We start from the raw sequence: 13914 nt of genomic DNA, 5'->3' as shown, positions 1-13914 counted from the left end.
AAAGTCTCTTCTGATTGACTCGGCAATGTGCTCCGTTCGTGAATGCGCCCCACCGCCCGGACCGATGCGCACCAAAAGAATTTCTCCGGCCGCCAGCGCCGATTTCGCGAAACCAGGAGCTTTTGTGGACCTTCTCTTGCACGTGGACGATATCCGTGCGTCACACGACCAGCGGCGCATCCTTCGCGGTGTAGGCTTTTCGCTGCACCGTGGAGAGATTCTGGGATTGATAGGCACCAACGGGGCGGGTAAAACCACCTTGATGGACGTCCTGACCGGCTCCCATCTACCCAACGGCGGGCGCATGAGCCTCGCCGGCGAAAACTTCAACCCGGACTCCTTGGAAGCAGCCCAAGCCTGCGGCGTGGGCCTCATTCCCCAAAATTTTCGGCTTGACCCTGAACTGACCGTCTCCAAGGCCATCTTCCGCAGGACGTTCCAGGCCGATAAGCCCCATCCCGAGCTCCGGGCCCAAGCAGCAAAGCTCATCGCGGAGGTGGGGGTCGACCTGGACCCTGACGCGAAAGTCGGAGTCTTGGTCCGTGCCGAGCAGGCCTTGGTGGAAGTCCTCCGTATGGTGGCGGAAGAGGCACAGCTGGTTATCATGGACGAGGTGGCGGCCTCCTTGCCGGACCACGACGTAGCAGTGCTGCACAAGGTGCTGCGGATGCTGACAGGCCAAGGACGCGCCATCATCTACATCACCCACCGGTTGGATGAAGTGCGCTCGATTGCCCACCGCATTGCCGTTCTCCGCGAAGGCGTCGTGCACCGGATCCTTGATGCGTCCCAGTGCACCGTGGAAGAGCTCGCCCTCCTCCTGCTGCAGAAAGAACCCGAGAGCTCCGACCGCCCCAACCGCCTCGTTGAAAATCAGGAGGTTCTGCGGGTGGTCAACCTCAGCGTGGCGGAAGACATTCGGGACGTGACCTTCACCGTGGCAAAGGGGGAGATCTTTGGCCTGGTGGGTACCCATCGCTCAGGAACTTACGCCCTCGTTGAAGCCCTGGCAGGCGTCCGCGCCATGACGTGCGGGGAAATCCATGTCAATGGCGAGCAGGTGGATCCTCGGTCCGAATCTGACGCCCGGGGCAAGAAGATCGGATTCCTCCCGGATTCGGACCAAAACTTCCACGAGGACCCCAGCATTGCCGAGGAACTCCAGCAGGGCCGGAACCGGCAGGCAGGAGCATCCTCGGTGGAGGATGAGGTCAGTCAGCTGCGCGGCGTGATCGACGTCGTTCAGCAGATGCGCATCAAAACCGGCAACATCCAGGGGACACTGAGCACGCTGTCAGGCGGGGACCACCAAAAAGTGCGCCTGGCCCGGTGGATGGCCGCAGAGTGCGACATCCTGATCCTTAGCCACCCCAGCCGGGGCATAGACATCGGCGCCAAAGAGATTGTCTACAGGATGCTCCGTGAGCTCTGTGAAACGGGAGTGGCCATCATCCTCCATTCCTCCGACTTGTCCGAGCTCGTCGGATGGTGCCACCGGATTGGCGTGATGCGCGACGGTGAACTGGTATCCATCGAAGCCAATGCAAACACCAATGAGGATGTCCTGGTGCACCACATGCTGGGTGAGAAGTTCGCGTCAGGGAACAGCCAGGCCCGCCGTTCCAAGAGCGCTGCGGGCACGCTCCTGCCGGGATAGCGCGGGCCACCGGGGCAACGCTGCCCTGCCGCTCCGGCAGCATTCAGCATTCAAAATTCCACAAAGAGGGGTGGACCCGCCTTCCGGCCGGTCCACCCCTTCTTGTTGCCGTCGAATCCGACGTCGTGTGGTGGAATCAGATTGAAATCACCTTGGCGATGTTCTTGAGCTTGTGCCGGGCCAGTGCCAGGTTGGCGTACGTCCGGTCAAGCACCAGATATACGAAGAGCCCTTTCGCGGCGTTGGAGTTCAAAACGTTGATCAGGTGGTACTGCGATTCCAGCGTAATGAGGACGTCCTCGATGTCGCCGTCAAGGCCAAGGTCCGCCATGGTGCGGATCTTCGCACTGACGACGTTGGAGTTACCTGCGGCGGCAACCCCCAGGTCAAAACCGGGGCTTCCGCCCTGCGCCAAAGCCATTCCGCTGGTGTGGTCCACCACGGCCGCGGCAGTCGCACCTTCAATGGACAACAACTGCTTTACGGCGTCATCGAGCGAGCTCATATCTACATTTTCCTGTTCTGGTTGGTAACCGATGGTCTCCTCAGGAAAGATTTCATGCAAGGGCACTAAACCGTCGTCGGGAACATTGTGATGATCTTCCGGCGGCTTTACTTCCTCACGGCGTTTCCACCACTTCCATGCGTTACGCGAACCGCTCACACCATGCCCTAGCACTGATCTTCCGCAGCCGGAAAGGACAGCGGGTTTCCTGTTGGAAATAGGAACATACCACGCACTAATTACAATGAGGGAAAACGCCCGCATTGAACGGCATTTCGGTAAAGACTTGGATAAAACTTGATAATTTCGCGTCACGAATAGAGGCACTGCGATTTTCAATTCCGCGCGCCCCTATGGCGCAAAAAATGTGACCGGTCAGCCGCCGAGCTGACCGGTCACATTTTTTGCCTGCCGCACGAACTGGAACACGTCGGCAGACGGTACAACACGGGGACGTCACCAGGCTGGATCAGGTGCCATGCCACGCGCTGTGGCGCAACCACCGCAGGCATGGGAGGCAGTGAAGCTCCCATGCCCCATGCGATGGTCACGCCCTATAGGTGTGACCTACACGGTTTTCGTGACGTCGAGGGCCCCGAAGCAGAGCTAGACGTTGGCGATGTGCCGTACTGCGTCGAGGTAAGGCATGTTGACGGCAGCATCGGCCACTGCCCGAACAGCCGGCTTTGCGTTGAAGGCAACGCCGATGCCCGCGGCACCCAGCATGTCCAAGTCATTGGCGCCATCGCCCACGGCAATGGTGTGTTCAAGGGGGATGCCCGCAGCTGCAGACCATTCGCGGAGATATTTTTCCTTCGCTGCCCTGTCGATCACTGCGCCAAGAACCTTCCCTGTCAAAGCGCCGTCGACGATCTCCAGTTCGTTGGCAATCCAGTGATCCAAGGCGAGGTCCCCGGCGATAGGTCCGAGGATCTGGTTGAAGCCCCCGGAAACAACGGCGACCACGTGGCCGGCTGCCTTGAACGCGTCCACCAGTTCCGCCGCACCCAAACTGAGGCGCACCTCGTCACGCACGGAATCGACGACGGCGGCGGGCAAGCCGGCCAGCACGGCTACGCGGGCGTGGAGGCTCTGGGCGAAATCCAACTCGCCACGCATGGCCGCCTCGGTGACCGCGGCCACTTCGTCGCGCTTTCCGGCGTGGGCGGCCAGCAACTCGATGACTTCCTGCTGGATAAGGGTCGAGTCGACGTCCATGATCAGCAGCTTCCTCCCGGCCTCGCGCAGGGCCGCAGGAACAACCGCCACATCGATTCCGGCCGGCGCCGCGTCGGACACCAGGCGGCGAAGCGTCCCGAGGGTTTCGGCAGTGCCGGTCTCGGCGGAGAAACTGATGGTGTGCACCTCGTAGCGGGTATCGCCGGACTGTGTTGTTGACGACGTACTGGATTCCGACCACACCGTGGCACCGATAGCGGCCAGCGCCTTACGCACCTCATCCAGGGATTCGGGGTTCACATTCACGCCATAGCTGACCGCAGCCAAGTTCGAAGTCATGCCGTCAATCCTATCGACTGAGCCGCACCCACCCGAATTAGTTTTGCTTCACAAAGCGGCGTTACGCCGGTTATCAGTCATCTACATTTTTGTCCTAGTGTCTACTCCTATGAGTGATGTTCTGGATTTGGCTTCCGTCAGCGTTGTCCGAGGCAAAAAGGCACTGCTGGACAAGGTCGACTGGCAGGTCAATGAGGGCGAACGCTGGGTCATCCTGGGCCCCAACGGCGCCGGGAAGACGACGCTTCTTCAGATTGCCGCAGCACGTCTGCATCCGAGCAGCGGGAAGGCCGGCATCCTCGACGAGGTACTGGGCCGCGTCGACGTCTTTGAGCTTCGCCCCCGCATCGGCCTGTCGTCTGCAGCGCTGGCCAACCAGATCCCGGAGCAGGAGAACGTCCTGAACGTGGTGGTGACTGCGGCCTACGGCGTGACCGGCCGTTGGCGCGAAGGCTACGAGCGCGACGACGAACGCCGCGCCTTTGCGCTGCTGAACGACTGGGGGATGGGGCCGCTCCTGAACAGGACCTTCGCCACACTCTCGGAAGGCGAACGCAAGCGTGTCCAGATCGCCCGGGCCTTGATGACGGACCCCGAGCTCCTCCTTCTTGACGAACCGGCCGCGGGCCTGGACCTGGGCGGACGCGAAGAACTCGTCCACAAACTCAGTGAGCTGGCGCAGGACGACGCCGCCCCCGCGATGGTGCTCGTCACCCACCACCTCGAGGAAGTGCCGCCGGGCTTTACCCACGCCATGCTCCTGCGCGAGGGCGGAATCGTGGCTGCCGGACCGATCAAGGAAGTCCTCACGGACGAGTACCTCAGCAAGACCTTCGGGCTCGATCTTGACGTGACGGAGAAGTCCGGCCGCTACACCGCCACCGCCCGCCGCTAGACCGGACGCGTATACCAACTGTGGAACTTCTTAGCAGCATTCTGGTCTTTTTTGCTGGCCTGTGGGCCGGCACCATCAACGCCGTCGTTGGCTCCGGAACCCTGGTGACCTTCCCGGTGCTGATCGCCCTGGGCGTCGCTCCGGTGGTGGCTTCGATGAGCAATGCCATGGGGCTTGTGGCGGGCACTGCCGCAGGCGCCTGGGGTTATCGGCGCGAGTTGGCCGGCAGGGGGCGGCAGCTGTTGAAGCTCATGCCCGCCTCACTGCTCGGTGGCATTACGGGCGCGTGGCTGCTGCTTCACCTGCCGGAGAAGGTGTTCGGGTACGTCGCACCGGTCTTGCTGGTAGTGGCGCTGCTGATGGTCATGTTCCAGCCCAAGCTCCAAGCGTGGATCAAGAACCGGGAACAGAATCCTGAACATGCCTTGAAGGACAAGAGCCACGGGTTCCTCCTGGTGGCACTGGTCTACCTCGCAGGCGTGTACGGCGGTTACTTTGTTGCGGCACAGGGAATCCTTCTGGTGGGGATCCTCGGAGTCTTCCTCTCCGGCACCATGCAGAACGCCAACGCGATGAAGAACATCCTGACCCTCACCGTCAACATGGTGGCGGCCATCTCCTACTTGATTTTCGCTTTCGATCGCATCAACTGGCTCGTTGTGCTGCTCATTGCCGTCAGTTCGACAATCGGCGGGCTGATCGGTTCCAAGGTGGGACGCAAGCTCTCTCCCAAGGTCCTGCGCAGCGTGATCTTCACCCTGGGCATCGTTGCTTTGGGCTTCATGATCGCCAACCTCGTGAAATGATGCGCGAATCCATCGAAATGACTTTCCAGTGACCTTCCACTACCTTGAATCAGCCGACGATCCCCGCGTTTCGGATTACACCACGCTCACCGACGTCCATCTCCGCAAACTTCGCGAACCGGCGGAGGGAATGTACATCGCCGAGTCTTCGCGGGTACTGCGCCGCGCGCTGGCAGCGGGACACCAGCCGAGATCGTTTTTCCTGGCCGAAAAATGGCTTGAGGACCTGCGTGACATTTTCGAGGCCCATCCCGATGTCCCCGTCTTCATCGGCAGGGCAGCCCTCCTGGAGGAAATCACCGGTTTCCATCTGCACCGTGGAGCGATGGCGGCCATGCACCGCCCGGCTCCGGTGCCGCTGGCGGAACTGCTCGCAAGCGCACAGCGGGTGGCTGTCCTCGAGGACATCGTCGACCACACCAACGTGGGTGCCATCTTCCGTTCGGCAGCGGCCCTTGGGGTCGACGCCGTCCTTGTCTCGCCGCGATGCGGCGACCCGCTGTACCGCAGGAGCGTGCGGGTCAGCATGGGTACCGTGTTCCAGGTTCCGTGGTCCCGCCTGGAAAGTTGGCCGGGGGACCTGGAACTGCTGAAGGAGCAGGGCTTTACGGTGGCAGCGATGGAACTGACCGATGATGCGCTGGACCTGGACGAGGTAGCGGCCCGCAACATCCCCAAGCTCGCCTTGGTGCTCGGCACCGAAGGTGCCGGCATGAGCCCGGAGACACTCGCCGCCGTCGACATTGCCGTCAAGATACCCATGCGGGCGGGAGTCGATTCCCTCAACGTGGCTGCCGCCTCGGCGGTCGCCTTCTGGGAGCTGCGGCCCCGGGACTGATGCCCGTTCGTGGCGGTCCCGACTTTCGGGTATGATTGCTTGTTGGTCCGGACGTTGAATTAGTTCCTTCTTCGGACCGCCTCCATTCATACCTGGCAACTGGCAAAATCCAGCTGCGCGAACAAAGGTCCAATTATGAAGTCTGATATCCACCCGAAGTACGAAGCTGTTGTTTTCAACGACCTGGCTTCCGGCGTCAAGTTCCTGACCAAGTCCACCGTTTCTTCCTCGAAGACCATCGAGTGGGAAGACGGCAACACCTACCCGGTCATCGACGTCGAAATCTCCTCGGAGTCCCACCCGTTCTACACGGGCAAGCAGCGCATCATGGACTCCGCTGGCCGTGTCGAGCGCTTCAACGCTCGCTTCAAGGGCTTCGGCGGCAAGAAGTAACCCACTTCACCCCAAGTCTTTTCAAAGGCCCGCATCGCCGTTCCACGGCAATGCGGGCCTTTGCCTTTTCCGGCAAGATGGACTCCATGACTTCTCTTCCGGACCAGGAAAACCACGACGACGGCAGTCGCCTCCACGGCGAATACAAAGTTCCCGGCGGGAAGCTGGTGGTGGTGGACCTGGCGCTCAGGGAAGGCAGGTTCGCCGATGTATCCCTGAGCGGCGACTTCTTCCTTGAACCGGATGAGGCCCTTGAGGACATCAATGCAGCCCTGACCGGATTGCCTGAAACGACGCCTGCCGGGGAGATCGCAGCAGCCATCACCGCCGGCCTTCCTGACGGAACGGTGCTGTTCGGTTTTTCCGCCGACGCCGTCTCCGTCGCCATCCGCCGGGCACTGTCCAAGGCCACCGCGTGGTCCGACCATGAGTGGGAGGTCATACCGCCTACTGTGCTGCCCACCCACGTCAACGTCGCCCTTGACGAGGTCCTCACCGAAGAGGTCGCCGCCGGACGCCGCAATCCCACCCTGCGCTTCTGGGACTGGGAAGAACCGTCAGTGGTGATCGGCAGTTTCCAGTCGCTGCGCAATGAAGTGGACCCGGAAGGCGTAGCGAAGCACGGCATTACCGTGGTCCGTCGCATCAGCGGCGGGGGAGCGATGTTCATGGAAGCGGGCAACTGCATCACCTACTCCCTTTACCTTCCCCAGACCCTGGTGGATGGCATCAGCTTCGCCGACTCCTACGCCTTCCTGGACTCGTGGGTCATGGCTGCCCTGGAAAAACTCGGAATCACCGCGTTTTACGTTCCGCTCAACGACATCGCCACCGAACAGGGCAAGATTGGCGGGGCAGCGCAAAAGCGGCTCGCCAACGGGGGCATGCTCCACCACGTCACCATGAGCTATGACATTGACGCCGACAAGATGGTGGAAGTCCTCCGGATCGGCAAGGAAAAGCTCTCGGACAAGGGGACCCGCAGCGCCAAGAAGCGCGTGGACCCCTTGCGCCGCCAAACCGGCCTCGCCCGCGCAGCGATCATCGATGCCATGCAGGAAGTGTTCACGGAACGCTACGGCGCCACGGAGTCGCAGTTGTCCGCCCATGAACTCAACGAGGCAGGCAAGCGCGTCGACGCGAAATTCGGAACCAGTGCCTGGATGAACCGCGTGCCCTAAGCGGTGTGCACGTGGCCGGTTGCCTGTGCCGTCAGGGCCCGCAGCAAGTGGCTCCTTTGCTCAGTGATGATGCGACGGAGGGCACGGGGCGCCTGTTTGTGCTCGTGCAGCCATTGGTCGGTCCTAGTGAGCACGGGGTGCCCGGCCGGCCTGGTGCCTGGTGCCAGGTCCTGTGCACCGGGGTAGAGACCGCGGACAATACGGCCGGCGATCTCGATGCTGCGCTCTTGCCACACTCGTTCGAGGTTCTCGAAGTACGGTTCGATGTAAGGCTCAAGAAGCTCGCGCGGGGCGAGGGTGAACCCGCTGATGGTTGCCCCGAGGATTTCGTTCGACAAGTCGGTACCATGCACCACGGTTTCCCAGGCTGATGCTTTGACGCCGGCAATCGGTCGGGCCGCCAGGGCCAGCGCCCTGCCCGCGTGTCCGGAGGCGGTGTTGTCCTTGGCGAGCTCGGCGTCGAGTTGCTGTTCCGTTGCCTCTCCCTGGGCTGCGAGGGCCTGCCACAGGCTCCATCGGAGTTCGGCGTCTACGGACAGACCCTCCACCACGGTGCTGCCCTCAAGGAGGGCCCGCACCAACGTCAGTTGGCTCGCGCCGCCGCGGGAAACCTCGGCCAACGTCCTGGCCCAGGCCAATTGTTGGTCCGAGCCCGGGGCCGCCACCATCAGCTGACGTGCAGCCACGCCCAGGAACTGCTCCCGGATGTGGCTCCTGCTCACGGCGGGCACATAGCGGTCCACGGCGAGGGCTGCGTTGCCAAGGACGTTCAGAAGCACGCCGATGCCGTTTTCCCCGGGCGCGAACTGCTCCACGGCAGCGATGTAGGAAGCAGCAGGTGTTACACCGTCACGGGCAGAATCCCAGAGGGCCGTCCAGCAGAGTGCGCGCGCCATCGGATCCTGAATCCTGTTAAGGGCCCTCCTGACCGTCTGCTCCGATACCGCATCAAGACGTACTTTGGCGTAGCTGAGATCGTCGTCGTTGACCAGCAACAACGCAGGCCGACGTTTGCCCGCCAGTTCGGAAACCAGCGTGCGGGGGCCGGCGACGTCAATTTCGAAGCTTTCGGTGCGCACCAGCGCTCCCGCCTCATCCGCCTCATAGAGACCCAGGCGCATGCGGTGGGGCCGTAGCGCCTGGTCGCCGGTCAAGGGGTCGACCGCATCCTGCTGCAGCGTCACCGCCCCGAGGACTCCGTCGTCTTCCGCGATCTCTGCGGTGATGGTGGAAATACCGGAGGTCTGCAACCACTGCCGGGCCCACACCGTGAGGTCACGCCCTGACGCCGTACTCAATGCTTCCAGCAAATCCTGGAGCGAGGTGTTCCCGTATTCGTGCTTGCGGAAGTATGCGCGGGAACCTTCCACAAAGGCATCGAATCCCACGTAAGCCACGAGCTGCTTCAGGACTGAAGCTCCCTTGGCGTAGGTGATGCCGTCAAAATTCTGCTTCGCCGCCTCCAGGTCCGGAATGTCCGCAACGATGGGATGCGTTGTGGGCAGCTGGTCCTGGACGTAGGCCCACGCCTTCCGCTTGCTGGCAAAGTTGATCCACGCAGTATCCCAGTCGGTTGCCCTGTCAACGCCGAGCGTTCCCATGAAGTCGGCAAAGGATTCCTTCAGCCAGAGATCATCCCACCACGTCATGGTCACCAGGTCGCCAAACCACATGTGGGCCATCTCGTGCATGAGGGTGTTCGCCCGCGCCTGGTACTGCGCGTCCGTTGCCCGGGAGGTGTAGACGTACTTTTCGGTGAATGTGACCAGACCGGGGTTCTCCATGGCACCAAGGTTGTATTCGGGGACGAAGGCTTGGTCGTACTTACCCCACGGATAGGGGTAGTCGAAGAGCCGGTTGAAGAACTCCAGGCCGCTCTTGGTGAGCTTGAACAGCTCGTCCGTGTCGAAGGAGTCCCGCATGGACGCGCGGCAATACAGTGCCAGCGGCACCTCAAGCCGGGTGCCGTCGTCGAGCGTTGCTTCCCAACGGTCCGTTGCCTTGAAGTACGGTCCGGCAAGCACTGTAGTGATGTACGTGGACATAGGTTTGGTTGCGGCAAAGTCCCACAGGGTCACGCCGTCGTCCTCGAGCGGAGTGCCGGCCGATGCGGCGCCGTTGGAGGCAACCTCCCAGCTGGAGGGGGCGATCACATGAAAAGTGAAGGAGGCCTTGAGGTCGGGCTGCTCGAAGTTAGCGAAGACGCGCCTGCTGTCAGCCGGCTCGTATTGGGTGTAGAGGTAGCACTGGCCGTCAGCGGGGTCGAAGAACCGGTGCATGCCCTCGCCGGAGCGGCTATACAGGGCCATCCCGGTGACAGTGACCTCATTCCGCTCGGCCAGGTCCTCAAGAAGGATCCTGTCACGGTCAACAACGGCGTTGACGTCCAGGGAGCGGCCATTGAGGACCACCGACTGCACTCCACCGCTGATGAAGTCCAGGAAAGTAGCGGACCCGGGCGCGGCGGTGAAGGTGATGGTGCTGGTGCTTGGATAACCTTCGACGGCGGGATCGGCCGCCTCGCGGACGTCCAAGGTGACGTCGTAGCTGTGGGCGGTAATCAGGGCTGAACGGGCAGCGGCTTCGTCGCGTGAGAGGTTGTGATTCGACACACAGCTATCTAATCATGATCCGTGCGGCCGCCCGGCCCGCCGGAAGGCCCGGAAACCCGCGACACGAAGGGCCCGAAATGCGCTCGACCCAAAAAGGTGATTGTCTAATTCCCATGTCTGACCTCTTCCAGGATTATTCGGAGGCCGCTGCGCGCAGCGGTGCCTACGACGAGATGTTTACCAGCGGGCACGTTGCCCGGAAATCCTACGGTCAGGTAGCCGGCGCCCTCCGGGAACTTTCCTTGGCCGACGTCACCGCCCGGGCCGACTCGATGGCCCGCAGCTTCCTGGACCGCGGCGTCACGTTCGACTACGCGGGGGAGGAACGGCCATTCCCGCTCGACATCGTTCCCCGTGTGATCCCGGCTGACGAGTGGGATGTGCTGGAACGCGGAGTCGCCCAGCGGGTTAGGGCTCTGGAGGCTTTCCTGAACGATGTCTACGGCCGCATGTCGGTGGTCGCCGACGGCGTCATTCCGCGCCAACTCGTGACCACCAGCGCCCACTTCCACCGGGCCGTCCACGGTTTCGAGCCCGCAGGCGGGGTCCGCGTGCACGTCTCGGGCATCGACGTCGTCCGTGACGCCGCCGGCACCTTCCGCGTCCTTGAGGACAATGTCCGCGTCCCGTCGGGCGTCAGCTACGTCCTGGAGAACCGCCAGGCCATGGCCAAGGGCCTGCCCGAAGCGTTCGGTCAGCAGCACATCCGGCCGGTGGAGGAGTACCCGCGCAGGCTGTTGTCCGCGCTCCGCAAGACCGCCCCCGCCGGAGTCGATGACCCGACCGTTGTTGTACTGACCCCCGGCGTCTTCAACAGCGCCTACTTTGAGCACACCCTCCTGGCCGGGCTCATGGGCGTCGAACTCGTGGAAGGCCGGGACCTGATCTGCCGTGGAAACCGCGTTTACATGCGGACCACGGCTGGTGAGCAGCGCGTTGACGTCATCTACAAGCGCATCGACGACGACTTCCTGGACCCGCTGCAGTTCCGCTCCGATTCGATGCTTGGTTGCCCCGGCCTGGTGAACGCAGCGCGCGCAGGGGGCGTGACCATAGCCAACGCCGTCGGCAACGGCGTCGCCGACGACAAGCTCGTGTACAGTTACGTCCCTGACCTGATCCGTTACTACCTCCACGAAGAGCCCGTGATTGCCAACGTTGACACGTTCCGGCTCGAGGAAAAGGAAGCAAGGGAATACGTCCTGGACCGCTTGGACGAACTGGTGGTCAAACCCGTTGACGGTTCCGGAGGCAAGGGCCTGGTGATCGGTCCCGATGCGTCCAAGGAGGAACTTGATGCCCTGCGCAAGCGCGTGATCGAGGACCCCCGCGGGTGGATCGCCCAGCCGGTCCTGCAACTGTCCACGGTGCCGACGTTGTCCGGGGACAAGTTCGGGCCCCGCCACGTGGACCTGCGCCCGTTTGCCGTCAACGACGGCGACGACGTCTGGGTCCTGCCCGGGGGACTGACGCGGGTGGCCCTTAAGGAAGGATCGCTGATCGTCAATTCCAGCCAGGGCGGAGGCTCCAAGGACACCTGGGTTCTTGCCGACTCGCCGCAGTTGCCGGCTGAAGTCATCCCCCGCCAGTCGGTGACTGTGCGCGAACAGGTATCCGTATGGCCGGTTGAAAGCAATTGGCGGGACCGCCAAACGGAACAACAGCAGTGATCCCGGCCATCTCCAACCATTCCCCAGAACTTCGAAATGCACCATGCGAAGGAGGCACAGCCCCATGCTGAGCCGTATTGCCGAATCACTCTTCTGGATCGGCCGCTACGTCGAGCGGGCCGACGGGACCGCAAGGATCCTGGATGTCCACCTCGAGCGGCTTAACCACCTTCCCTTGGAGGAACAGCGCAGCGTTGCGCGGGACCTCCTGGCCGTCATGGGCGCCAAGCCGCAGAATGACGACTTCGGGCTTCCCGAGCTGCTGCACGCCCTGGCCTACGACAAGCAGAGCGCTTCCTCGATCGCCGGGTCGCTCGGGGCGGCCCGGGAGAATGCCCGGAGGGCCAGGGAAACTGTCTCCCAGTCCCTCTGGGAAAGCCTCAACACCACCTACTACGGGCTCAACCAGCACCGCAAGGACGTGGTGGGCACCTACCGCTTCTGCAACTGGGTACTGGAACGTACTGCCATGGTCCGGGGCCTGGCGGACACCACAGTGAGTCACGATGAAAGCTGGCTCTTCATGGTCCTCGGGCGGTCCTTGGAACGGGCGGACATGACCGCCCGCATGCTGTCGACGCGTGATGTCCAGTCCGCGGGGATGTCCTGGGTGAACATGCTGCGTTGCGCCGGAGCGTACGAGTCCTTCATCCGCACCCGACGGGCTGCCTTCGGAGACCAGCATGCTGCCGAGTTCCTGCTGCTGGACCGCCTCTTCCCGCGCTCCATCGTCTATGCGCTCCGCGATGCCGACGAGTGCCTCGCCAAGCTGGACCCCTCGGCGCAACGCGTGGGGTTCATCAATGATGCGCGCCGGATCGTCGGCCAGGCCCGTACCTTCCTGGAGTTCCACCGCACCGATGACCTCATGTCCGAACTTCCGGAGCACATGGAGCGTGTGCAAAAGGCAGTCACCCAGGCTTCGGACGCCATTTCCCGTAAGTACTTCAATCAGGCTGACGAACACGCCTGGGTGGGAGAAGTTTCATGACCCGGCTGAGCATCGTCCACAAGACGGCCTACAAGTACAACCGCCGCGTGACGCTGAGCTACAACGAGGCCCGCATGACGCCGCTGACGGACAGCCAGCAGGTGGTCCTGGAATCGTCCCTGAAGGTTTCCCCTGCCCACGCGTCGGTCAGCACCTACCGGGATTATTGGGGTACGCGTGTCACGGCCTTCGACATGCAGGTCCCGCACGAAAGCCTCGAAGTCCTTGCCACGGCTACCGTGGAAGTGCACCGGAGCGAACGCCTGCCCAGCGACGACCATATTGTTGGCTGGGACGAGATCCGTTCGGCAAAGATCCAGGACGAGTTCAGCGACTGGCTGCCCCAATCCAGGCTGACGGGACCGGGCACGGAAGTGCTGGGCATCATTCCCGGCGTCGTGGAGGGCCTTAATCCGCACGAGGCAGCCATGGCTGTGTTCGCGTGGATGGCGGGTGAGATGACCTACATGAAGGGCACCACCGGAGTCACCACCAATGCTGAACAGGCCTGGGAACAGCGCCAGGGCGTGTGCCAGGACCTCGCCCACCTGGCCATAGGTGCGTTGCGGAGTTGCGGCATACCTGCCCGCTACGTCTCCGGCTATATCCACCCCAGATCCTCGGCGGCCATCGGCGAGACCGTCGCCGGGCAGTCCCACGCCTGGCTGGAATGGTGGGATGGCGAATGGCGCAGCTGGGACCCCACCAACCACAAGCCGGCCGGCGACTACCATGTGACCGTCGCCAAGGGCCGCGACTACCGGGACGTCCCGCCGCTCAAAGGCATCCTCTCCGGAGGCGGCGGATCCGCATTGTCCGTTTCGGTGGAGATCACGCGTCTGGCGTAG

At 62.7% G+C, this 13914-nt stretch carries 12 protein-coding genes; 9 read left to right on the top strand and 3 right to left on the bottom strand.

Going from position 1 to position 13914, the window contains the following annotated elements; translation table 11 throughout:
• Positions 1–124: 124 nt before the first annotated feature.
• Positions 125–1657 (top strand): ATP-binding cassette domain-containing protein, encoded by a 1533-nt coding sequence (locus HMI59_RS11230; RefSeq protein ID WP_193591361.1) that lies wholly within the window; start codon positions 125–127, stop codon positions 1655–1657.
• Between the two features lie 136 nt (positions 1658–1793).
• On the opposite strand, the gene HMI59_RS11225 is transcribed toward HMI59_RS11230, so the two are convergent.
• Positions 1794–2162, bottom strand: a complete 369-nt coding sequence (locus HMI59_RS11225) for a hypothetical protein (protein WP_166184273.1) — start codon at positions 2160–2162, stop codon at positions 1794–1796.
• A 606-nt stretch (positions 2163–2768) separates the two neighbouring features.
• Entirely contained in the window at positions 2769–3680 is a 912-nt protein-coding gene (gene serB / locus HMI59_RS11220; RefSeq protein ID WP_193591360.1) for a phosphoserine phosphatase SerB, read from the bottom strand.
• A 109-nt stretch (positions 3681–3789) separates the two neighbouring features.
• Between serB and HMI59_RS11215 the strand changes: the two genes are divergently transcribed.
• The 5 genes from HMI59_RS11215 (at position 3790) to HMI59_RS11195 (ending at position 7793) form a co-directional block, all read left to right on the top strand.
• Positions 3790–4575, top strand: a complete 786-nt coding sequence (locus HMI59_RS11215; RefSeq protein WP_166184277.1) for an ABC transporter ATP-binding protein — start codon at positions 3790–3792, stop codon at positions 4573–4575.
• Between the two features lie 20 nt (positions 4576–4595).
• A complete protein-coding gene (locus HMI59_RS11210) occupies positions 4596–5381 on the top strand; it encodes a sulfite exporter TauE/SafE family protein (protein WP_021470446.1) in 786 nt (261 codons plus the stop codon).
• Between the two features lie 28 nt (positions 5382–5409).
• Complete coding sequence (locus tag HMI59_RS11205) at positions 5410–6219, top strand: RNA methyltransferase (RefSeq protein ID WP_193591359.1); 810 nt, start codon at positions 5410–5412, stop codon at positions 6217–6219.
• 135 nt (positions 6220–6354) lie between these two features.
• Entirely contained in the window at positions 6355–6612 is a 258-nt protein-coding gene (locus tag HMI59_RS11200; protein WP_009358283.1) for a type B 50S ribosomal protein L31, read from the top strand.
• Between the two features lie 86 nt (positions 6613–6698).
• On the top strand, positions 6699–7793 hold the full coding sequence (locus HMI59_RS11195; protein ID WP_370583493.1) for a biotin/lipoate A/B protein ligase family protein: 1095 nt from the start codon (positions 6699–6701) through the stop codon (positions 7791–7793).
• Here the strand turns inward: HMI59_RS11195 and pepN are convergent.
• Entirely contained in the window at positions 7790–10405 is a 2616-nt protein-coding gene (pepN, locus tag HMI59_RS11190) for an aminopeptidase N (protein ID WP_193591357.1), read from the bottom strand. The two genes, HMI59_RS11195 and pepN, sit on opposite strands and share 4 nt — an antisense overlap.
• Positions 10406–10518: 113 nt before the next feature.
• On the opposite strand from pepN, the gene HMI59_RS11185 reads away from it, so the two are divergent.
• The 3 genes from HMI59_RS11185 to HMI59_RS11175 all read left to right on the top strand — a co-directional run bounded on the left by HMI59_RS11185 (position 10519) and on the right by HMI59_RS11175 (position 13914).
• A complete protein-coding gene (locus HMI59_RS11185) occupies positions 10519–12075 on the top strand; it encodes a circularly permuted type 2 ATP-grasp protein (RefSeq protein ID WP_193591356.1) in 1557 nt (518 codons plus the stop codon).
• A 64-nt stretch (positions 12076–12139) separates the two neighbouring features.
• The gene (locus tag HMI59_RS11180; protein WP_021470451.1) at positions 12140–13066 is read left to right on the top strand and encodes an alpha-E domain-containing protein; all 927 of its coding nucleotides are present in this window, start codon (positions 12140–12142) and stop codon (positions 13064–13066) included.
• A complete protein-coding gene (locus HMI59_RS11175) occupies positions 13063–13914 on the top strand; it encodes a transglutaminase family protein (protein ID WP_193591355.1) in 852 nt (283 codons plus the stop codon). Before HMI59_RS11180 ends, HMI59_RS11175 begins: the two co-directional genes overlap by 4 nt.

The sequence above is a fragment of the Paenarthrobacter sp. YJN-5 genome (assembly GCF_015040095.1).
In the GTDB taxonomy this organism is placed as follows: domain Bacteria; phylum Actinomycetota; class Actinomycetes; order Actinomycetales; family Micrococcaceae; genus Arthrobacter; species Arthrobacter ureafaciens.
The sequence above is the reverse complement of the archived record's forward strand: the minus strand, read 5'-3'. Positions and strand labels throughout refer to the sequence as shown.

Bases quoted from the DNA above. Each gene is read 5' to 3' on its own strand.
- HMI59_RS11225 (WP_166184273.1), bottom strand. From the start codon at position 2,162: ATGAGCTCGCTCGATGACGCCGTAAAGCAGTTGTTGTCCATTGAAGGT.
- serB (WP_193591360.1), bottom strand. From the start codon at position 3,680: ATGACTTCGAACTTGGCTGCGGTCAGCTATGGCGTGAATGTGAACCCC.
- HMI59_RS11215 (WP_166184277.1), top strand. From the start codon at position 3,790: ATGAGTGATGTTCTGGATTTGGCTTCCGTCAGCGTTGTCCGAGGCAAA.
- HMI59_RS11200 (WP_009358283.1), top strand. From the start codon at position 6,355: ATGAAGTCTGATATCCACCCGAAGTACGAAGCTGTTGTTTTCAACGAC.
- HMI59_RS11195 (WP_370583493.1), top strand. From the start codon at position 6,699: ATGACTTCTCTTCCGGACCAGGAAAACCACGACGACGGCAGTCGCCTC.
- HMI59_RS11185 (WP_193591356.1), top strand. From the start codon at position 10,519: ATGTCTGACCTCTTCCAGGATTATTCGGAGGCCGCTGCGCGCAGCGGT.
- HMI59_RS11180 (WP_021470451.1), top strand. From the start codon at position 12,140: ATGCTGAGCCGTATTGCCGAATCACTCTTCTGGATCGGCCGCTACGTC.
- HMI59_RS11175 (WP_193591355.1), top strand. From the start codon at position 13,063: ATGACCCGGCTGAGCATCGTCCACAAGACGGCCTACAAGTACAACCGC.